The organism is Lacticaseibacillus absianus (assembly GCF_013407595.1).
In the GTDB taxonomy this organism is placed as follows: Bacteria; Bacillota; Bacilli; order Lactobacillales; family Lactobacillaceae; genus Lacticaseibacillus; species Lacticaseibacillus absianus.
The window spans coordinates 917,096-935,124 of record NZ_JABEKX010000002.1 but is presented as its reverse complement, the minus strand read 5'-3'; the positions used below and the strand labels follow the sequence as shown (position 1 = coordinate 935,124).

Annotated in this window: 25 protein-coding genes, 1 tRNA gene and 1 other annotated feature; of the genes, 20 read left to right on the top strand and 6 right to left on the bottom strand. The window is 60.5% G+C overall.

Translation table 11 applies throughout. From position 1 onward, the window contains the following. Position 1 precedes the first annotated feature (1 nt). Positions 2 to 2,392, bottom strand: coding sequence for a Xaa-Pro dipeptidyl-peptidase (locus HII33_RS09815; RefSeq protein WP_179395613.1), 2,391 nt, complete (start codon positions 2,390 to 2,392; stop codon positions 2 to 4). A gap of 111 nt (positions 2,393 to 2,503) precedes the next feature. Here HII33_RS09815 and HII33_RS09810 point away from each other — a divergent pair. Further along, positions 2,504 to 2,577, top strand: a tRNA-Arg gene (locus HII33_RS09810). Positions 2,578 to 2,788: 211 nt separating this feature from the next. Then, positions 2,789 to 3,319, top strand: coding sequence for a hypothetical protein (locus HII33_RS09805; RefSeq protein ID WP_179395783.1), 531 nt, complete (start codon positions 2,789 to 2,791; stop codon positions 3,317 to 3,319). A gap of 81 nt (positions 3,320 to 3,400) precedes the next feature. On the opposite strand, the gene HII33_RS09800 is transcribed toward HII33_RS09805, so the two are convergent. From HII33_RS09800 to HII33_RS09790, 3 genes are all read right to left on the bottom strand, one after another. Continuing rightward, positions 3,401 to 3,610 carry a CsbD family protein gene (locus HII33_RS09800; RefSeq protein ID WP_179395612.1) on the bottom strand — a complete coding sequence of 70 codons (210 nt, stop codon included), beginning with the start codon at positions 3,608 to 3,610 and terminating at the stop codon, positions 3,401 to 3,403. A 155-nt stretch (positions 3,611 to 3,765) separates the two neighbouring features. Continuing rightward, complete coding sequence (locus HII33_RS09795) at positions 3,766 to 4,104, bottom strand: SHOCT domain-containing protein (protein ID WP_179395611.1); 339 nt, start codon at positions 4,102 to 4,104, stop codon at positions 3,766 to 3,768. A 133-nt stretch (positions 4,105 to 4,237) separates the two neighbouring features. Beyond that, positions 4,238 to 4,471 carry a cytochrome b5 domain-containing protein gene (locus tag HII33_RS09790; RefSeq protein WP_425483987.1) on the bottom strand — a complete coding sequence of 78 codons (234 nt, stop codon included), beginning with the start codon at positions 4,469 to 4,471 and terminating at the stop codon, positions 4,238 to 4,240. Between the two features lie 230 nt (positions 4,472 to 4,701). Between HII33_RS09790 and HII33_RS13920 the strand changes: the two genes are divergently transcribed. Continuing rightward, positions 4,702 to 4,824 (top strand): hypothetical protein, encoded by a 123-nt coding sequence (locus HII33_RS13920; protein ID WP_281362271.1) that lies wholly within the window; start codon positions 4,702 to 4,704, stop codon positions 4,822 to 4,824. Between the two features lie 134 nt (positions 4,825 to 4,958). Here HII33_RS13920 and HII33_RS09785 read toward each other — a convergent pair whose 3' ends face one another. Then, complete coding sequence (locus tag HII33_RS09785) at positions 4,959 to 5,195, bottom strand: hypothetical protein (protein ID WP_179395609.1); 237 nt, start codon at positions 5,193 to 5,195, stop codon at positions 4,959 to 4,961. A 142-nt stretch (positions 5,196 to 5,337) separates the two neighbouring features. Beyond that, positions 5,338 to 5,407: a sequence feature (ribosomal protein L21 leader region), on the top strand. Between the two features lie 28 nt (positions 5,408 to 5,435). Here HII33_RS09785 and rplU point away from each other — a divergent pair. From rplU to recN, 14 genes are all read left to right on the top strand, one after another. After that, the gene (gene rplU / locus HII33_RS09780) at positions 5,436 to 5,747 is read left to right on the top strand and encodes a 50S ribosomal protein L21 (protein ID WP_179395608.1); all 312 of its coding nucleotides are present in this window, start codon (positions 5,436 to 5,438) and stop codon (positions 5,745 to 5,747) included. Between the two features lie 15 nt (positions 5,748 to 5,762). Next, positions 5,763 to 6,098, top strand: a complete 336-nt coding sequence (locus HII33_RS09775; protein ID WP_179395607.1) for a ribosomal-processing cysteine protease Prp — start codon at positions 5,763 to 5,765, stop codon at positions 6,096 to 6,098. 32 nt (positions 6,099 to 6,130) lie between these two features. Next, on the top strand, positions 6,131 to 6,421 hold the full coding sequence (rpmA, locus tag HII33_RS09770) for a 50S ribosomal protein L27 (RefSeq protein WP_125704470.1): 291 nt from the start codon (positions 6,131 to 6,133) through the stop codon (positions 6,419 to 6,421). An 89-nt stretch (positions 6,422 to 6,510) separates the two neighbouring features. Continuing rightward, on the top strand, positions 6,511 to 7,590 hold the full coding sequence (locus tag HII33_RS09765) for a M24 family metallopeptidase (protein ID WP_179395606.1): 1,080 nt from the start codon (positions 6,511 to 6,513) through the stop codon (positions 7,588 to 7,590). A 181-nt stretch (positions 7,591 to 7,771) separates the two neighbouring features. Next, entirely contained in the window at positions 7,772 to 8,329 is a 558-nt protein-coding gene (efp, locus tag HII33_RS09760) for an elongation factor P (protein WP_179395605.1), read from the top strand. A 45-nt stretch (positions 8,330 to 8,374) separates the two neighbouring features. Next, positions 8,375 to 8,815 (top strand): Asp23/Gls24 family envelope stress response protein, encoded by a 441-nt coding sequence (locus HII33_RS09755; RefSeq protein WP_179395604.1) that lies wholly within the window; start codon positions 8,375 to 8,377, stop codon positions 8,813 to 8,815. Continuing rightward, complete coding sequence (gene nusB / locus HII33_RS09750) at positions 8,812 to 9,207, top strand: transcription antitermination factor NusB (RefSeq protein ID WP_179395603.1); 396 nt, start codon at positions 8,812 to 8,814, stop codon at positions 9,205 to 9,207. The genes HII33_RS09755 and nusB overlap by 4 nt, the downstream gene beginning before the upstream one ends. 170 nt (positions 9,208 to 9,377) lie before the next feature. Next, on the top strand, positions 9,378 to 10,229 hold the full coding sequence (gene folD, locus HII33_RS09745) for a bifunctional methylenetetrahydrofolate dehydrogenase/methenyltetrahydrofolate cyclohydrolase FolD (RefSeq protein WP_179395602.1): 852 nt from the start codon (positions 9,378 to 9,380) through the stop codon (positions 10,227 to 10,229). Further along, positions 10,222 to 11,556 carry an exodeoxyribonuclease VII large subunit gene (gene xseA / locus HII33_RS09740; protein WP_179395601.1) on the top strand — a complete coding sequence of 445 codons (1,335 nt, stop codon included), beginning with the start codon at positions 10,222 to 10,224 and terminating at the stop codon, positions 11,554 to 11,556. The genes folD and xseA overlap by 8 nt, the downstream gene beginning before the upstream one ends. A 2-nt stretch (positions 11,557 to 11,558) precedes the next feature. Next, the gene (locus tag HII33_RS09735; protein WP_179395600.1) at positions 11,559 to 11,786 is read left to right on the top strand and encodes an exodeoxyribonuclease VII small subunit; all 228 of its coding nucleotides are present in this window, start codon (positions 11,559 to 11,561) and stop codon (positions 11,784 to 11,786) included. Continuing rightward, positions 11,773 to 12,636: a polyprenyl synthetase family protein gene (locus HII33_RS09730; RefSeq protein WP_179395782.1), complete on the top strand. Its 864-nt coding sequence runs from the start codon at positions 11,773 to 11,775 to the stop codon at positions 12,634 to 12,636. Before HII33_RS09735 ends, HII33_RS09730 begins: the two co-directional genes overlap by 14 nt. Positions 12,637 to 12,692: 56 nt before the next feature. Then, entirely contained in the window at positions 12,693 to 13,517 is an 825-nt protein-coding gene (locus tag HII33_RS09725; RefSeq protein ID WP_179395599.1) for a TlyA family RNA methyltransferase, read from the top strand. Positions 13,518 to 13,642: 125 nt separating this feature from the next. Beyond that, the gene (locus HII33_RS09720; protein WP_179395598.1) at positions 13,643 to 14,095 is read left to right on the top strand and encodes an arginine repressor; all 453 of its coding nucleotides are present in this window, start codon (positions 13,643 to 13,645) and stop codon (positions 14,093 to 14,095) included. 1 nt (position 14,096) lies between these two features. Continuing rightward, positions 14,097 to 15,797, top strand: coding sequence for a DNA repair protein RecN (gene recN / locus HII33_RS09715; RefSeq protein WP_179395597.1), 1,701 nt, complete (start codon positions 14,097 to 14,099; stop codon positions 15,795 to 15,797). Positions 15,798 to 15,866: 69 nt separating this feature from the next. Here the strand turns inward: recN and HII33_RS09710 are convergent, their stop codons facing one another. Next, complete coding sequence (locus HII33_RS09710; protein ID WP_179395596.1) at positions 15,867 to 16,166, bottom strand: hypothetical protein; 300 nt, start codon at positions 16,164 to 16,166, stop codon at positions 15,867 to 15,869. A 99-nt stretch (positions 16,167 to 16,265) separates the two neighbouring features. Between HII33_RS09710 and HII33_RS13915 the strand changes: the two genes are divergently transcribed. From HII33_RS13915 to rpoZ, 3 genes are all read left to right on the top strand, one after another. Continuing rightward, positions 16,266 to 16,943 carry a patatin-like phospholipase family protein gene (locus tag HII33_RS13915; RefSeq protein ID WP_281362270.1) on the top strand — a complete coding sequence of 226 codons (678 nt, stop codon included), beginning with the start codon at positions 16,266 to 16,268 and terminating at the stop codon, positions 16,941 to 16,943. Between the two features lie 137 nt (positions 16,944 to 17,080). Further along, a complete protein-coding gene (gmk, locus tag HII33_RS09695) occupies positions 17,081 to 17,689 on the top strand; it encodes a guanylate kinase (protein WP_179395595.1) in 609 nt (202 codons plus the stop codon). A gap of 18 nt (positions 17,690 to 17,707) precedes the next feature. Then, positions 17,708 to 17,953, top strand: coding sequence for a DNA-directed RNA polymerase subunit omega (rpoZ, locus tag HII33_RS09690; protein WP_179395594.1), 246 nt, complete (start codon positions 17,708 to 17,710; stop codon positions 17,951 to 17,953). The last annotated feature ends 76 nt before the right edge of the window (positions 17,954 to 18,029 follow it).

The window sequence follows — 18,029 nt, the reverse complement described above, 5'->3', positions numbered from 1 at the left end:
CTCAGGCTTTGAGGCGCAATGGCAGGGTCAGGGTGCTCGCTTCGAGGTCTAAGTGGTAATTCGTGACGGCGGTCGGGCGGTGCGTTTGCGCCATGTCTGCGCCATGAATGATCAGTGCCAGGTGGCGATCGGCTGGTAGGGTCAGGTGGGTCGGCTGAAGCTCGAAGTCGAGGGTGAAGGGTTCACCCGGCGTGACGGGCACGTTTTCGTAAGCATTCTTCTGGTTCTGCACGTTGACGTGACCGAAGGTGATCAGCTTGCTGGCCGTCGGCGCAGCCTTAGCGAACTCAAGGATGGTCGTCGTCTTGTAGTCGAAGCCAAGCGGGTAGCCGGCGGCCTCGACCGTCTTCGCCACCGGCCCGAAGCGCTGAGCCGGCCCGACATCGACGAGGCGAACGCTCAGGATCGCAGTCGGGGCGTCGATCCACAGCCGCAGATGCACGCTCGGTGTGCCTTCCAGTGTGACCTGGTGGTCGAATGCCGGGAGGTCGAGCCACAGGCGGTCTTCATTGTACAGGCTGTCCGGCTTGACAATCTCTAACTCGTAGGTGTCAGAAGTCTCGTGGTGGGCGCTGAAGGTCGCCGTTGCGTTGTCGGCGAAGCTAGCCCGCGTGTGCGTGGTGCCGGTCGCTAGGTTCACGCGCTGCTGCTGGTGTGCGTCATCATCGCGGCCGAAGTCTGAGTAGGTGTGCCAGGTCTCCGGTTCAACGTTGTCCTGCACGGTGACGTTCGGCAGCTGATCTGGGGCGCCGTTGTCAACGTCTAACAGTTCGTAGGATAACCAGAGGTTCATCATGTCGGTGAAGTCCAGGGATAAAACGTTGTTCACGTAGACGTGCTGGCCCTGGTGAAGGAACAGCTTCTTGTGGATCGGGAGTGCGCGTAAGCCTTCCCAGAGCTTGATCACGTTCTTGGGTTTGACGTTCCAGTCGTTGAGTCCGTGTGTGGAGACGATGTCGCAGGTGATGTTGGCGAGGTGGTTGCGGTAGTTGCGCGCATCCCACCACGCGGTGTAGTCGCCGGTCTCGCGGTCCTGTGCGGCGGTGATCGCCGCTAGCGCCTGATCCCATGTCGGCTTCATCCGCAAGAAGTCGCCGGTGGTCTTTTGGCGTGAGTAAGTGTCGACTGCGAGCACATCGGCGTCCTCGCCTTGGAACCCACCCGGGGCGACCACCAGGCCGTTCTCACGGTAGTAGTCGTACCAACTCGAGATGGCGGATTCCGAGATCACGGTCTTGAGCCCGGCGACGCCGCTGGTCGCCGCGGCGATCGCCAGTGTGCCAAGATAGGACTTACCGGTCATGGCGACCTTGCCGTTACACCACCATGCTTTGATCTCGATGCCATCTGTGCGGTTGGTGAAGGCGCGCCGGGCGCCGGTCAGCCATTCGATCACCGCGACGGCACTGTCCGTCTCGCTTTGACCGCCTGTCGAGCGCACGCCATCAGACCCGCGTGTGCCGACGCCGGCCGAGTAGACCGTGACGAAGCCGCGGCCGAGAAAATAGTCGTTCAGCGCGTAGATCCCGTTTTCATCCGCGTAGACCTCCGCCTCGCGCGCTTCGCCGTTGACCGGGTGGTGCGGCAGTACAGGTGGCGTCGCGGGGGCCGCGGTGACCTCCGTCTTGGTGCGCGAGTGCGTCTTGACGGCCACGCGCGTGCTTGGCTCATGGGTGATCCAGTCGACATCGTTCGTGCCGTGGAAATAGGGATTGGCGGTGAATAAGACCGGCATCTTCAGCCCGTGATCGGTCTCCAGCGGCCGGAAGATCGTCGCCTCCAGGAGGTCGCGCTGCCCGTCATGGTCGGTATCGAGGTCGGATTCGATCCAGACGACTTCGCGGTGCAGCTGCCGGGCGTCGAAGACGTTTTGGGCCTTGCCGTTGAAGAACAGGTAGCGCGGTGTGTCACCTTGAAAGTCCTTGAAAAAACCACGGGTGGCCAAGGCGTCGAGGTAGTTGACGAGGTGCTTTGTCCGCGTTGTCAGCAGCAAGTATAGCGCGTCAAGGAAGGCCGCCGGCGTATCGATATCCTCGGCGATCGTCGGCAGTTGCGTCTGCGCCATGAACGCCAGCGGGTCGTCTAGCGGATAATCTGTGAACGGCTCAAAGCCCAGTAGCTGCAGGACGGCCGCGTAGAACTCGACTCGTGAAATGTGTGTCACTTCTGCTTGGGTCAGGTCGACCAAGGTCCGGTGGGCGTCGATCGCGACGTTGGCCAGCGCCTGCTGCTTGGCGGTCGGGGAGTAAGCTTCTGGGAACAGCAAGGGGAGGTTGGTGCGGACCAGCGTTGTGAGGTCGAGCGTCGGATCGGTGGTGAAGCCGAGCTTGGCCAGCTCCTGGACTTGAGTCGCATGGTCTGGGGTCAGACGCGCGAATTGGTTGAGTTTCAAATCGGTCCCTCATTTCATTTTAATTGATAGCCCCAGTGTAGCCGTCTGGCCCATGACTTTCAAGCGTTGACGCGTGCTGGCGGGTTCCTTATAATAATATGGGTCCACCAGGTGCCAGTAGCTCAGTTGGATAGAGCAATGGTCTTCTAAACCATCGGTCGCGGGTTCGAATCCCGCCTGGCGCATTTTCAGCCGAACCACCGCAATGCCAAGCCGAGTAAGCCCGCAAACGCGGGCTTTTTGGTTTCCGGTCAGCTGACCGATTGGGCAAAACTAGCTCGATAGCCAATTGAATCGTAAGAAAATCAAAAGAAGATTGCATCGGGCGAATATAGCGGGTATGCTGTCAAACATTGCGATGTCACACGTTAGAAAATAGGAGAGATAGCATTGAAAATGACCTTCAAACAAGGACTGGCCGCCGTTGTGGCGGCTGTCGCACTGATGGCGACTGGATTCGGCGCCAAAACCTTCGCTGATAACTACTGGGCGGGACACGTGGATGTCGTGGCGATCAACACGGACATCGACACTCTGGCGAGCCGGGTTCAAGCGAAGAATACCCAGATCACGCAGCTCAACGCCGACCTGGCCAGCGCGAAGGCGACGGTGGCGGGGAGCCAGGACCAGATCAAGGGCTTGCAGGATCAGCTGGTGCAAGCTGACGCCGATAAGCAAGCGGCGCTTCAAGCCAAGATCGCCGAGATCGACCAGAAGATCGCGGAAGGGAATCGGAAGGTCGCGGCCAAACAGCAGGAAGTGGACGCCGCAAACCAGAGAGCTGCGGCCTTGCAACAGCAACTGGCGACGGCGCAGCAACAGCTTAACGCGGCGCAGGCTAAGGGCAACGCGGACCTTGATCAGGCATTGACGGAGGTCCAGGCGACCCGGGCCAAGGCAGACCAGGCCGTTCAGGCGAATCAGTGATTTTGGCCAAGGCGCTTCGGCGCCTTTTTTGCGTTGCAGCGCAAAAAAGACCGGCGGGTCGCCGGTCTGGGTGGTGCGTGCTTAGTCGCGGTCTAACTTGTCTTTGACGTCGTCCACGGTGTCTTTGATCGCATCCTTGGCGTCATCAAGCTTCTCTTTGACCTTGCCAAGGACACCCTCCGCCTTGCCTTGCGCTTCGCGGGCCTTATCGCCAGTGACCTTGCCTTCAACTTCTTTGGCCTTACCGGAGATCTTGTCCCTTGTGCTGTCGACTTTACCATCTAAACTCATAGATAATCCCTCCTTTGATATACCCCTATTATCTTATATTGAAGAATGAGTTGCAAACAATTTAATTCTTTATAAATGACCTCGGCTCGTCACCCCCATGCCCAGAGCAGTGGGCAGCAAAAAAAGCCCGGCGAGCCGGGCTTGGCAGAGGCCAGTCAGTAGTCGAGCGGGTCATCTTGTTCGAGCAGTTTGGCCTTTTGCGCGTCGAACTCCGCTTGGGTGATCGCGCCTTCGTCCAGCAGGGCCTTGAACGCACGGATCCGGTCGATCTTGGCCGCAGTCGCGGCTTGTTGCTGCTGATCGGCGGCTTGCTGGGCGGCTTGCGCGGCGGCTGCCGCGGCTGCCGCCAATTTTTGGCGGTGGTAGTAGTACCAGATCGCGCCGCCGAGGAGCGCCAGGCCGAGGAACACGTACCAGTAGGTGATCAGGACGGCGAAGGCGAAAAGGGCGATCAGGGCGAGCAGACAGCCGCCACTTTTGGATGTATTTTTCATCGGTTCACCTCCGGATGGTCTAAGCGACCGAACACTAGTGACCATTGTAGTCCGATCGTTGTGGTCGAGCAATGACCTTCTGCGGTGAGACACAAAAAGGCGCCCGGTGGGGGCGTCGAGTCGATGCGGGGCGTTAGCCGATGTAGCGGCCAACGACCGGACGCTTGGTCAGCACCCCTTTGCCGTGCGGTGAGTGCGCGATGGCGGCGGTCAGATCCTGCCCGGCGTGGTTGCCATGGTGATTCTCGCCGCCCCAAGCGGGCACATCAGTCAGATCGTAGACGATGCCGTCGATCGCGACATACTTGTGGGGGTCATCGACCCCATTGTAGTGGGCGAGCGTTGCGCGTGTGAAGGTGCGTTCCATCAAAATCCCTCCAGACCAATATAATTGTGGACATCCCAATCATACCGCCAGGTCTGTTGGGACTCAACCCCACGGGCGGATTAACTGGTGATGGCAATCGGACTAGGTCTTAGGTCTGATGTTTAACCTTATTTTCATGATAACGCTTGACTAAATTACTTAAAATCAGTAAGATGAATTCATCGCTACCAAAGAGACCATTCATGCAATTTCGAATGGAGGTAATTTACATGAAGTACAAGATCCAATTAGACACGCAGTCGCAACTGTTCATCGCGATCGACCTGACAGACCAGCAGCACACTGGGACTGGTCGGACGATCGAGCAGGCAGTGGCGCAGCTGAATAACTAATGCCGATTGTCAGCGCACGCCCTTTGGGTGTGCGCTTTGTGCTATACTGAAGCCCTTGGCAGGGGCACCGCGCGGCCTGACGCCGCGCACGCAAAAAGGGTCGGGCAAATGCCTGACCCTTTGATTTTTACGCGTCAACGCTGGCGCAGATAGTTGCGTAAGGCATAAAGCCCCGCCACTAGGGCGATCATCCACACAAGCAGGCTGAGTGTTAACAGCCCGACGCCGAACAGCTTGAGGGCGGTGGCCAGGATGATGACGGCCGCGACGGCGTCGATCGTCAGGTTCAACGGGGCGTGCAGCCGCGCCGTGACGACGATCATCAGGCCGGCGACCAGCAAGAATAATAATAGGTAGCTGAGAATTAACATGTCCGCACTCCTCTAACGGTGATCTCTGCCTGCCAGTATAGCGGATATCGTAGACGGCAACAAGCCTGGCGCACGGTGACACAAACTTTCACTTGTGCCTTGCCGGGGGATTTGCTATAATCGACACGTTGTATTTGTCACCCCTCATCTGCAACCGCACAACGTCAGGTTTTCAAGCGTAGCACCTGACTTGGCGAGTCCTCAGGGGAAAAAGCCTACGGGCAACAGGAGGTGCACAAGATGTACGCAATTATCAAAACTGGCGGTAAGCAATACAAAGCCGAAGTCGGCGAAGCACTTTACGTCGAGAAGCTCGATGTTGAAGAAGGCGCAACGGTCACCTTCGACCAAGTGATCTTGGTCGGCGGTGAAGGCGATGCTAAGATCGGCACGCCTACGATCGACGGCGCGACCGTTACGGGTAAGGTTGAGAAGCAAGGGCGTGAAAAGAAGGTCGTGACCTTCAAGTACAAGCCTAAGAAGCACAGCCACCAGAAGAAGGGTCACCGTCAACCTTACACGAAGGTTGTCATCGACGCGATCAACGCCTAACTAGGAGTTGAACACATGATCAAAGCGATTTTTACCCGCGACGGAGACGGCGCGCTACATCAGTTCAAGCTGACGGGGCACGCAGACTCCGGTGAGTACGGCCAAGACATCGTCTGTGCGGCGGTGTCAGCCGTCAGTATCGGTGCAGTCAACGGGATCGAAGCCCTCGCCGGCTACGAACCGACAGTCGTGGCGGATGAGGTCAACGGCGGTCACCTCGATGTGACCATTCCGCACCGCATCAGCCAGGATCAGCGCCACACCACGCAGATCTTGCTGGAGAGTTTATTGCTGGCCATGCAAGACATCGCGGCGGATTACGGCGATTATGTAACGGTGCAAACCAAATAGAGCCTAATTCAATATTCGGAGGTGTACAGACTATGTTAAAGATGAACTTACAATTCTTCTCCCACCATAAGGGGGGCGGTTCCACTTCTAACGGGCGGAACTCTGCCGGTCGGCGTCTTGGCTCCAAGCGCGCTGACGGCCAGTTCGTTCTTGCCGGGAACATCTTGTACCGTCAACGCGGGACCAAGATCCACCCAGGCACCAACGTCGGCCGTGGCGGTGATGATACGTTGTTTGCAAAGGCAGACGGCATCGTGAAATTCGAGCGCCTTGGCCGCGACCGCAAGCAAGTATCAGTTTATCCAGTCGAACAAGCTGAATAACACAAAGGCGCCCCGGTCACGGGGCGTTTTTTTGACCGACCAAGGGTGAGTGACTCCGGTCCCACCACCGCCATCACGGAGGGATCACTATGGCAAACGAACGATTACAGCACCTGCAGGCGAAGCTGCAGACGCAAGAACTAGATGCGATGCTCGTCACCGATGCGACGAATATCACGTACCTGACCGGTTTCACCGGTGAAGAGAGCGCGCTGTTGGTCAGCGCGACGCACGCGTGGTTGATCACGGATTCCCGCTTCACGGAGCAGGTCAAAGTCGAGGTCACGAACGCGGAGATGGTCTTGCACCAGGCCGGTGTGCTCGCAGAAGCCGGCACGCTGGCGACGACACACGCGCTGCACCGGATCGGGTTTGAGGCCGAGACGCTGGTGTACGCGGCGTACGCGAAGCTTCCGGCGACCGTCGAGTGGATCGCGACGACGAATTTGGTCGCCCAGCTGCGTGAGGTCAAAGACGCAACGGAGCTCGCGCTGATCCAGCGGGCGATCGAGATCGCAGAGGCCGGTTATCAGCACGTGCTGGCAACAATCCAGCCGGGGATGACTGAGGCGGCTGTGGCGCTGGACCTTGAGGTTTATATGCGCCAGCTCGGGGCCTCTGGCCCATCTTTTGAGACGATCGTCGCCAGCGGGGCGCGCTCAGCGATGCCACATGGGGCGGCGACAGACAAGGTGATCGAGGCTGGAGACGTGGTCACGCTAGATTGGGGCTGTGTCTATCACGGCTATATGTCCGACCTGACCCGGACGTTTGCGGTCGGTGAGCCGGATCCGCAGATCCGGGCCATCTACAAGGTCGTGTACGCGGCGAACGCGAGGGTCACCGCACTGATGGCCCCGGGGGTGACTGGCCGAGCGATCAACGATTGCGCGCACGGGTTCATCGACGCTGCCGGTTATGGGCAGTACTTTGGCCACGGCACTGGGCACGGGATTGGTCTGTCGATCCACGAAGGCCCTGGCGCTTGGGGCGTCTACAACCAAGTCGGTCAGGTGCCAGGCAACGTTGAGACGAACGAACCTGGGATCTACTTGCCTGGCATCGGTGGCGTCCGCATTGAAGATGACCTGCTGATCACGGCAGATGGGGCCCAGTTGCTGAGCACGCCGGCGCCAGCTGAGATCTTGGTAGTGAAGGTGAGCGATTGATAACAGCACGCAGCGGCCCCCAGTGCGGGCAGACCGCGAATGAGCGGGGACACCCGCAACTCCATTGATCCGATTCACCGCTTGGCTGACCTGCCGCCAAGACCTTGACGGCGCGGTTGCGCGACCCGGTGGAGATTGATATAGTTAGAGGTAATGGACAAACGACAATGGAGGAACCATAATGATTTCTGTAAACGACTTTAAAAACGGCTTGACGATCGAAGTAGAAGGCGGTCTTTGGCGGATCGTTGAATTTCAGCACGTCAAGCCGGGGAAAGGGTCTGCGTTCGTTCGCTCGACGCTGAAGAACCTGCGCACGGGGGCCGTTCAGGAGAAGACCTTCCGCTCCACTGAAAAGGTCGAAAAAGCCCAGATCGACACCAAGACGATGCAGTACCTGTACGCTGACGGGGATTCCTATGTGTTTATGGACATGGAAAGCTACGACCAACTGACCCTGCCGGGGGATGAGATCCGCGACGAGCTCAAGTACATGAAGGAAAACATGGCCGTCAAGATCATGATGCACGGCAGTGAGACCCTGGGGGTCGAAGTGCCGAACACGGTCGATCTGGCGGTCGCCGCGACCGAGCCGGGCGTGCGCGGGAACACCAGCAGCGGTGGAACGAAGCCGGCGACGATGGAGACCGGGTTGGTCGTCAACGTTCCGTTTTTCGTCAATGAAGGGGACGTCTTGACGATCAACACGCAAGACGGCAGTTACATCTCGCGCGCCTAGCGCGCGCAGAGGTGACGACGCACACGGATATGAGGAGGATGCCTAATGGCTGAAGAAACGAATATCATACTTGCCAACCGCACGGATGCGCAAGGGACGATCGAGATCGTCCCAGAGGTCTTGGAGGTCATCTTGGGCATTGCCGCGGTGTCGGTCGACGGTGTCTACCAGATGCGTGGGAGCCTCACCAGCTCGATCAATGAGTGGTTCGGCCGCGCCAACCATGGTAAAGGGGTGGCCCTGACCGTGGACGGCGAGCGGCTGACCGCAGACGTGTACGTCTACCTCGACTACGGGGTCGCCGTGCCGAAGGTGGCCTTGGCCATGCAGGAGACGCTGCGGGAACAGTTGCTCTTCATGACAGATCTCACCTTGGATGAGGTCAACGTGCACGTGGTGGGCGTCGTGCCGGAAAAAACGGCGAAGATCGACCCAGATGACCTGTTCAAAGACGACGACAACGAAACCGAGGAAGACGACGCATGATAGGCAGACATGAATCTCGGGAAGCGGCGTTCAAGGCCCTGTTCGCCTTGGATGGCAACCCGGAAGCCGACCGTGAGCAGGTCTACCAGGACGTGCTCGGCGATGACCAAGTCGCCAGTGACTACATGGTCGCGCTGATCGACGGCGTGCTTGCCCATGAGGCAGAGCTCGACGCTGCGATCACCGGCAAGCTCAAAGCGGGTTGGCGCTTAGACCGGCTGACGCGGCCGGATCTGGTCGTTCTTCGGTTGGGCCTGTACGAGGTCCAATACGAACCCGACCTCCCGGACAAGGTGGCGGTCAACGAAGCGATCGAGTTGGCGAAGAAGTACAGCGATGACCAAGCCGCGAAGTTCGTGAATGGCATCTTGGGCCAGTACGTCAAGGCCTGATCGCAAGCGGGTGTGGCGGTGAGGGCACGCCCGTGAGGCATTATCAGATACGCGCAAGGACCTGGGACACGTTCGCTGCTGTCCCGGGTCCCTTTCGCATTTTTGCCCTATTATTTATTTTTTGGTACAGACACAGCATATCCTTTATAATAGCCTGAGGAGGACGACACATGACGACGATTCTTGACGGGAAACAGACGGCCAACACGTTGATGACGACACTTGCCCAGACGGTGAGCGACTTACGCAGCCAAGGGGTGACCCCGGGGCTGGCCGTGGTGCTGGTGGGCGATGACCCAGCCAGCGCGATCTACGTACGTAACAAGCAGCGTCGCGCCGAGAGCCTCGGCATCCGGTCGATCAAAGAGACCTTACCGGCGACCACGACGCAGGCCGCGCTCCTAGACGTGATCGCGCGCCTGAACCAGGACCCCACAGTCGACGGAATCTTGGTTCAGCTGCCACTACCGCCGCAGATCGACGCAGACACGGTGATCGAAGCGATCGACCCGAACAAGGATGTCGATGGCTTTCATCCGGTCAATGTCGGGCGCCTGTGGACCCACACACCAGGGGTCGTCGCCTCGACGCCTTACGGGATCATGGCGCTACTCGCGCATTATGGGCTAGACGTGACAGGGATGAACGCCGTGATCGTCGGGCGCTCCAACATCGTTGGGCGGCCGATGGCGGGGCTGTTGCTGAATCATAATGCGACCGTCACGATCGCCCACAGCAAGACCCGCGACCTGGCGGCGGTGACGCGCCAGGCCGACCTGCTCGTGGTCGCGACAGGCGTGCCGGAGTTCATCACCGCAGACATGGTCAAGCCAGGCGCAGTGGTGATCGATGTCGGGATGGATCGCAACGCGGCCGGCAAGCTGGTCGGAGACGTTGATTACGCGAGTGTTGCGCCGATCGCTGGGGCGATCACGCCGGTCCCGGGCGGCGTTGGTCCGATGACGATCGCGGCGCTGATGATGCAGACTGTCGAATTAGCAAAGAGGCGAGTGCATGCCTGAATCAGATTATCTATCAGTCAGCGCGCTGACGCAGTATCTGCGCCGCAAATTTGACCTCGATCCCTACTTGGCGCGGGTGTTTTTGACCGGGGAGATCTCGAACTTCCGGCTGCGTCCGGGGCATCAGTATTTTTCCCTGAAGGATGATCACGCGAAGATCTCGGCGGTCATGTTCAAACCGGCCTTCGCCAAGTTGCGCTTTCGCCCCGAAGAAGGGATGAAGGTACGTGTTACCGGCCGGATCACGTTATATAACGCCTCGGGGCAATACCAGATCGTTATCGACTCGATGGAGCCGGATGGGGTCGGGGCCTTGTATCAGGCGTTGGCACAACTGAAAGAGAAGCTCGGCGCGGAAGGGCTCTTCACCCGTAACCAGCGGCCGCTGCCGTTGTTCCCCCGCCGAGTGGCTGTGATCACCAGTCCGAGTGGGGCGGTGATCCAAGACATCCGGACGACGGTTGCGCGGCGCTACCCGATCCTGCAGCTGACGCTGTTTCCCGCCGTTGTGCAGGGTGACCAGGCCGCTGACAGTATCGTCGCGCAACTCGAGCGGATCCGGCGCATGGGCGGCTTTGACGCCTTGATCATCGGGCGCGGCGGCGGGTCGATCGAAGACCTGTGGCCGTTCAACGAGGAGCGCGTTGCGCGGGCGCTCGTCGAGATGCCGATGCCGATCGTCAGCTCGGTGGGTCACGAGACAGATACCACGATCACCGACTTCATCGCGGATCACCGCGCCGCAACGCCGACAGCTGCCGCCGAGCTCGTCACCCCGATCACGCTGGTCGATGCGCTGGATCGCATCACGGAAGACCGGCTGCGGTTGGTCACAGCGATGCGCAACCGACTGCAGGCCCAGACGGATCGGTTGCGTCACGCGCAACGCAGCGTTGTGCTGACGCAGCCGACGCGGTTGTATGACCAGTACGCACAACAAGTCGACCTGCTGACCACGCGGTTGGGCGAGCGTATGCGCGCCCAGCTGGACGGGCAGGCGCGGCGGGTCGCCGTCGCGCAGGCGCAGTTGCGACCGCGACAGCTTGCGGTCCGCGTGACCACGGCGCAGCAGACGCTCGCGGCCGACCGCGCGCGGTTGATCCGGGCGGTGCAGGGGCTGGTCGCGACCCGGCGCCAGACCTTCGGGGCGGCGGTCGAGTCACTGGACCACCTGAGCCCGCTCAAGATCCTGGGGCGTGGGTATAGTTATGTGACCGATGTAGACGGCAAGATGCTGAGCCGGACCCAGGACTTCGTCCCCGGCGCGCAGGCTTCGATCCATGTGAGCGATGGGGATGTCCCGGTCGTGATCGCAGAAAGGAAGTAACTATGGCTGAAGAACCGACTTTTGAACAGAACCTCGCCCAACTCGAGCAGATCGTCGCCAATCTGGAGCAGGGCAACGTGCCCCTAGAAGAGGCGCTCGACCAGTTCAAGCGCGGCGTGACCCTGAGTAAGCAACTCGAGGCGACGCTGAAGACTGCAGAGCAAACCGTCACGCAGATGGTCAAGGAGGACGGCACGACGGTCGACTTTGCGCCGGATGGCAATGCTTGAGGCCCGCACGCAGACGTTCATCCCACTGATCGAGGCGACGATGGCGGCTCGGCTCGGCGCGATCGCGAACCAGCACTTACAAGACGCGATGCGCTACTCACTATTCGCAGGGGGCAAGCGGTTGCGGCCGTTGCTGCTGCTGGTGACCGTTGATAGCTTCGGCGGGGACGTTGAGCAGGCGCTTCCGGCTGCCGCGGCGCTCGAGTATCTGCACACGTACTCGCTGATCCACGACGACTTGCCGGCAATGGACAACGATGACCTGCGTCGCGGCAAGCCGACCAATCACCGGCAGTTCGGCGACGCACTCGCGATCCTCGCGGGGGATGCGCTGCAAAGCGAGGCTTTCGCGATGCTCGCGCAGACCGAGGCCCCGGCGGCAACCGTCGTCGCGCTCACGCAACGGTTCGCGCAGGCGGTCGGCGCCAACGGTATGGTCGCGGGCCAAGTGATGGACATGGACGGCGAGCATCATCACCTCGACATCGCGCATCTGCGGTTGTTGCAGGCACTGAAGACCGGTGCGCTGATCGAGTGTGCAGTGATGATGGGCGCCGATCTGGTCGCGGCCGACGCCTATGATGCCGTCGCCCTGCGCAAATTCGCGCAAGCGTTTGGGCTCGCGTTTCAGATCCAAGACGACCTCAACGATGTGACCAAGTCGACTGCAGAGCTGGGCAAAACGGCCAATAAGGACGTGGCGGCCGACAAGGCAACGTTTCCGGCGATCATGGGGATGGCCGATGCGCAAAAGGCGCTGGCCACCCAGTTGATGATGGCGCGGGATGCGCTCAGCCACCTCAGCGTCGCGGCCCCCCAGCTGCGCGCGTTTCTGACGTATTTTGACTGACGCACCTGGCTGATGGGTCGCCTCAGGGCAACGGCTGACTAAGTATAAGGAGTAACATGGCAAAAGAACGAGTAGATGTGCTGCTAGTCGAGCAGGGGTTGTTCACCTCCCGCGAGCAGGCCAAGCGCGCCGTGATGGCGGGCGAAGTGTACGACCAGAACAATGAGCGGCTGGACAAGCCCGGCGTCAAGATCGCGGCCGATGCGGTCCTGCACGTCAAGGGCAAGGTGATGCCGTATGTCAGTCGTGGCGGGCTCAAGCTCGCTAAGGCGCTGGACGTGTTTGCGCTCGACTTGACCGACAAAACTGTGCTTGATATCGGCGCCTCCACCGGTGGGTTCACCGACGTCGCGCTGCAGCACGGGGCCAAGCGTAGCTATGCGCTTGACGTCGGGTACAACCAACTGGCGTGGAAGCTGCGCGAGGATCCGCGGGTCACCGTGATGGAACGCGTGAACTTCCGCTACAGCAAGCCGGCGGACTTCACGGCCGGCCCCGTCGAGTTCGCAATGACCGACGTCTCCTTCATCTCCCTGCGTCTGATCCTGCCGCCGCTGAAGCCGATCCTGGCCCCGGGCGGACACGCCGTTGCACTGATCAAGCCCCAGTTCGAAGCCGGTCCGGCCAATGTCGGCAAAAAAGGGATCGTGCGTGATCCTAAAGTGCACGAAGACGTGTTGACCATGATCGTCGACTTCGCCCTGGCGACCGGATACAACGTCCTCGGGTTGGACTTCAGCCCGATCAAGGGGGGCGAAGGCAACATCGAGTTTTTGATCCACCTGCAAAACGCGGCCACGGTGCCTGGCGTGCGCGCCGAGTCCGTCTCCGTCAAAGAGACGCTGGCGCGTGCCTACGCGGAGCTGCGTCCGGGGCACTGACCCCATCGAGGTCTCGCCGTGGCGGGTGGGCCTTTTTTTCGTATCTGCATATCTATTCATTAAACTAGCATGAACATGCAAAATGCGTTAGACTACGGGTATAGATACGGAAAGCAGGTGGCAATATGCAAAAAAGTGAACGTCAGGCGCACATTCGGCGATTGGTCGAGCACACCGTGATCCAGCGGCAGGGTGAGTTCGTGACCAAGCTCGACGCCTTAGGGATCCCCGTTACGCAGGCGACGATCTCGCGCGACATCAAGGAGATGCAGCTGGTCAAGGTGCCGATGGCTAACGGGCAGTACCGGTACAGCCTGCCACCTGAAAAACAATTGGCGCCGCTGGATAAGTTGCGGCGGACACTGGCCGGGGCGTACCTGCGCGGTGATGTGATGGCGCAGTTCGTCCACTTGGTGATGTCGCCTGGGACCGCCCCGGCGGTCGGTACACTGATCGATCAGCTGGAGGACCCGCGGATCTTCGCCTCGATCGCCGGCGATGCAGCGATCCTGGTGATCTGCCGCGGGGCAGATGAGGCGGAGTCCGTGTTGAAGATGCTAGACGGAATGGTGGGATAACATGCTGCAAGAACTCGCGATCCACGATTTTGCGATCATTGAGGACCTCGAACTCAGCTTCACGACTGGGATGACCGCCTTGACCGGCGAGACCGGCGCCGGGAAGTCAATCATCATCGACGCCGTCAGCCTGCTTGCCGGCGGGCGCGGAAGCGTGGATTTCGTGCGCACCGGCGCGGCGAAGGCCAGCCTGCAGGGGCTGTTCGATGCGACGTCTAATCCGCGAACGGCCGAGGTGATGGCGACATACGGCCTGACCCCAGATGAAGGGACGGTCCTGCTCGCCCGGGAACTTTACGCGACGGGGCGCAACCTCTGCCGCGTCAACGGCACGTTGGTCAACACGGCCACGCTGCGGGCGATTGGGGAGACGTTGGTGGATATCCACGGGCAAAACGAGCACCAGCAGCTGATCCATCCCGAGACGCACCTCGGCCTGCTGGACCAGTTCGCCGGCGCGTCGCTCGCGCCGTTATTGACCGAGTACCACACGGCCTATGCTGCGTACACCAAAGACATGGCGGCCTTGCACAAGAAGCAGGCTAACGAACGCGAGTGGGCACAGCGGCTGGATATGCTGCGCTTTCAAGTCGGTGAGATCCAAAGCGCGGCGTTGCAACCGAACGAAGACGAGCAGTTGGCAGCCGAGCGTGATCGCTTGGCGAATTATCAGCGGATCGCCGATGCCTTGAACGACAGCTACGCGCTGTTCAGCAACGAAGAGGCCAACCCCCTCGATCTGATCGCCCAGGCGATGGCGAAGATGCAAGGCGTCGCGGCGCTCGATCCGGCGTTTGACAGCATCGCTAGCACCATCGCAACGGCGTATTACGGCCTGCAAGACGCCCAAGGAGACCTGTCTCGCCAGATCGATGAGCTGTCGTGGGATGAGGGGCGCCTAGACGACGTTGAGAAGCGGCTGGATCTGATTGCGCAGCTCGAGCGCAAGTACGGGGCCACCGTCGAGGCGGTCATTGCGTACGGGCAAAAAGCGGCGGCCGAACTCGCAGACATGGAGGCGACAGAGGCTGACGCGTCTGGGCTCGACCAGCGCGTCACCGCCCAGCACGAGGCGCTTTTGGCTCTGGGGGCGACGATCCACACGGCCCGCGTCAAGGCGGCCGATGCGTTGGCGGCAGCGATCCACCAGCAGCTGGCCGCGTTGTACATGGCCAAAACGGTGTTCACCGTTCACTTCACGCCGCTGGTGGCCGGGGAACTGCGGGCCGATGGGCTCGACACGGTCGAATTTTACATTCAGACGAACCCGGGCGAGGCGGCCAAGACGCTCGCACGCATCGCCAGTGGTGGTGAACTGTCGCGGATCATGCTGGCACTAAAGACGATCTTTGCGAAGACGGACGGCGTGACCAGCATCATCTTCGATGAGGTCGATACCGGCGTCTCTGGCCGGGTCGCACAGGCGATCGCCAACAAGATCAGTCAGATCGCCATGAACTCGCAGGTGTTGTGTATCACCCACCTGCCGCAGGTCGCGGCGATGTCCGACCACGAGTATGTGATCGAGAAGCGGGTGGCTGGCGGGCGGACCACGACCACGGTGGCCAAGCTCGACCACGCCGCGCGGGTGCGCGAGATCGCGCGGATGCTGGCTGGTGAAGAGGTCACCCACCTGGCGATCGAGCACGCGACGGAGATGCTGGCGATGGCCGCGAAGACGAAGGCGAGCCTGCGCGCGTGAGGCACAGGCGCAAAAAAATAGGGCGGCTCCTGTGGGGGGCCGCCCTATTTGTCTGCGTCGTGATCGGGTTCACAGCTTCTGGATGAAGGTCAGCTGAGCGAGGGACACGACACGCACCACGTTGCTGCGGTATGCTTGAAGCAGATAGCGTCCGTCGCCGAGCTGTCGCGTCAGGTGCCCGGCCATCGGGTCTCCCTCACCGGCGAAAAAGGCGGCGACCAAGTAATGCTTGGCGTGTGCCTGAGCGGCGAATGCGTGGAGCTGGAATTGTGGCATCACCACGGCCGGTTCTTCCAAGGCGAAGAACTCGCGCGTTGACTTGATCAGGGTGTGCGTGACAGATTGAAGGGTGTGGGCGTGATTTTCCATGGTGATGACCTCCGAACGTTTGTTTGTGTCTTCATTATACGAACAAACGTTCTGATGTGCAAGGACTTTGGTGAAATCTTTTTTGGGGGAGGATCGCAAATGACGGTAGCAGTGGTGTTTGGAGGGGGTGGCGCGCGTGGGGCCTTTCAGGCCGGGGCGTACCAAGCGTTGACGGCGGCAGGGCTCCGGCCTCGTTTCACTTTGGGCACATCGATCGGCGCGATGAACGCGTTTGCGACCACCCGGCTGGATGCGGCGGCCATGTGCCAGTGGTGGTTGACCGCGCTGCCTAGCCAGGTCGTCGGGGTGCCCGGTCGACCGGTCGTCTTCGAGCCGCAACTCGATGCGCTGATTGCATTGCCGCGGCGCTACCCGTGGCCGGCACTGGCGGTGTGTGGAGTCGGCCGAACGCGCGCACATGTCGTCACGCTGCAAGCGGCGACCGCCAAAGTGTGGTTGCTGGCGAGCGCAGCGATCCCCGGCGTCTTCGCGCCGGTCACCATCGACGGCGTGACGTACATCGACGGTGGGGTGGTGAACGACCTGCCAGTCGACATCGCCCGCGATCTGGGGGCCACGACGGTGATCGCGATCGCGGCCCAGGGCCTCGGGCCAGTGCGTGGTGCGGCCGACTACTTGATCCAGCCGGCGCCGCGCACCACCGGCATCCTCGACTTTCGCCCACGTAGTCGCGCGGCGCTCCTCGTGGCCGGGCAAAAAGCGGCGCAGCGGGTGCTGGCGACGACTGACCTGGCGCAGGTGTTCCGGGCCACTTGATGTGGGCGCGCAAGGCGGCATCCGGCGTGAATGCCGGTCAGCGCCGTGCTGCGGTGCGGAACCGCCGGATAGACCTTGAATTTTGCGGGTAAACACCGCATAATAGGTCTAATACAGTTAATGAAAGAGGTTAAAGCATGCAGGAACGGGGAATGCTCATCGTTTTGTCTGGCCCGAGTGGGGTCGGGAAGGGAACGGTGCGGCAAGCCATGCTCGAAGGGGATTATCGCGACTTTCAGTACTCGGTCTCGATGACGACGCGTCAGATGCGACCCGGTGAGGTGGATGGGGTCGATTACTACTTCCGCACCAAAGCGCAGTTTGAAGCGGAGATCGCAGCCGGGCAGATGCTGGAATATGCCAAGTATGTCGACAACTACTACGGCACACCGCTCAAGTATGTGAACCAGACGTTGGATGCAGGGCGAGACGTCCTGCTTGAGATCGAGGTCAAAGGGGCGATGCAGGTGCGTGAGAAGTGCCCCGATGGCGTCTACATCTTTTTGACCCCGCCAGACCTGATGGAGCTGAAGAACCGCCTCACCGGCCGCGGGACGGATTCGGCTGAGGTGATCGAAAAGCGCATCGCGCAGGCCAAAGAAGAGATCCAGATGATGGCGAACTACGACTACGCCGTCGTCAACGATGAGGTCCAGAAGGCCGTCGCGCGGATCGAGCGGATCATCGAAAGCGAACACCTGCGGGTCCCGCGGGTGATCGATCGCTACAAGAACATGGTCAACTGACCAAAAGGAGAGACAAACATGATCATCTACCCATCTATCGATAAGTTGCTCGCGAAGGTGCCGTCTCGTTACTCGCTGGCGGTGTTGGCCGCGAAGCGCGCGCACGAGCTAGAAACGCCCGGGAGTATCCGGATGCTGTCCACGTACCGGTCGAAGAAAATGGTCGGCCAGGCGCTAGAGGAAGTCGCAGCCGGTGACGTGATCATCGACCCGGAATCCAAGCTGCTCGAGCGCGACGCCGAAAAGTTGGACCACGAAGCATAAGCGCGTTAGCGACCGCCTGACAGGGCGGTTTTTTTGCGTTAGGCGTAGCGGTGTTGGTGACGGTGTGACCGCCGGT